Raw genomic sequence first — 239 nt, forward strand, 5'->3', positions numbered from 1 at the left:
CAAGCAGTCGCAGATTGAGCTTAACATTGATTATCAGCAATATGGGCTGGGGACGAATAGCTGTGGACCAGCAACGCAAGAGCAATACAAGTTAAAAGTAGAACCATTTCATTATACATTCACACTGATGATGACAGAGGAAGGGGATTAGATGAAAGTAGAGATTAGACCATTTTCGACTTCAGGGCGGCATAAAGAGATTTGGATAACGAATGAAGCGGGGTATACAATTGCCCTGT

The 239-nt window shown here is 42.3% G+C and carries 1 protein-coding gene; it reads left to right on the forward strand.

What is annotated here, in order from left to right:
- The first annotated feature begins 13 nt into the window (after window positions 1–13).
- Complete coding sequence (locus tag KZZ04_RS22290) at window positions 14–151, forward strand: hypothetical protein (RefSeq protein ID WP_368735912.1); 138 nt, start codon at window positions 14–16, stop codon at window positions 149–151.
- Window positions 152–239: the final 88 nt, after the last annotated feature.

The sequence above is a fragment of the Pseudoalteromonas sp. CR1 genome, from assembly GCF_019392235.1.
In the GTDB taxonomy this organism is placed as follows: domain Bacteria; phylum Pseudomonadota; class Gammaproteobacteria; order Enterobacterales; family Alteromonadaceae; genus Pseudoalteromonas.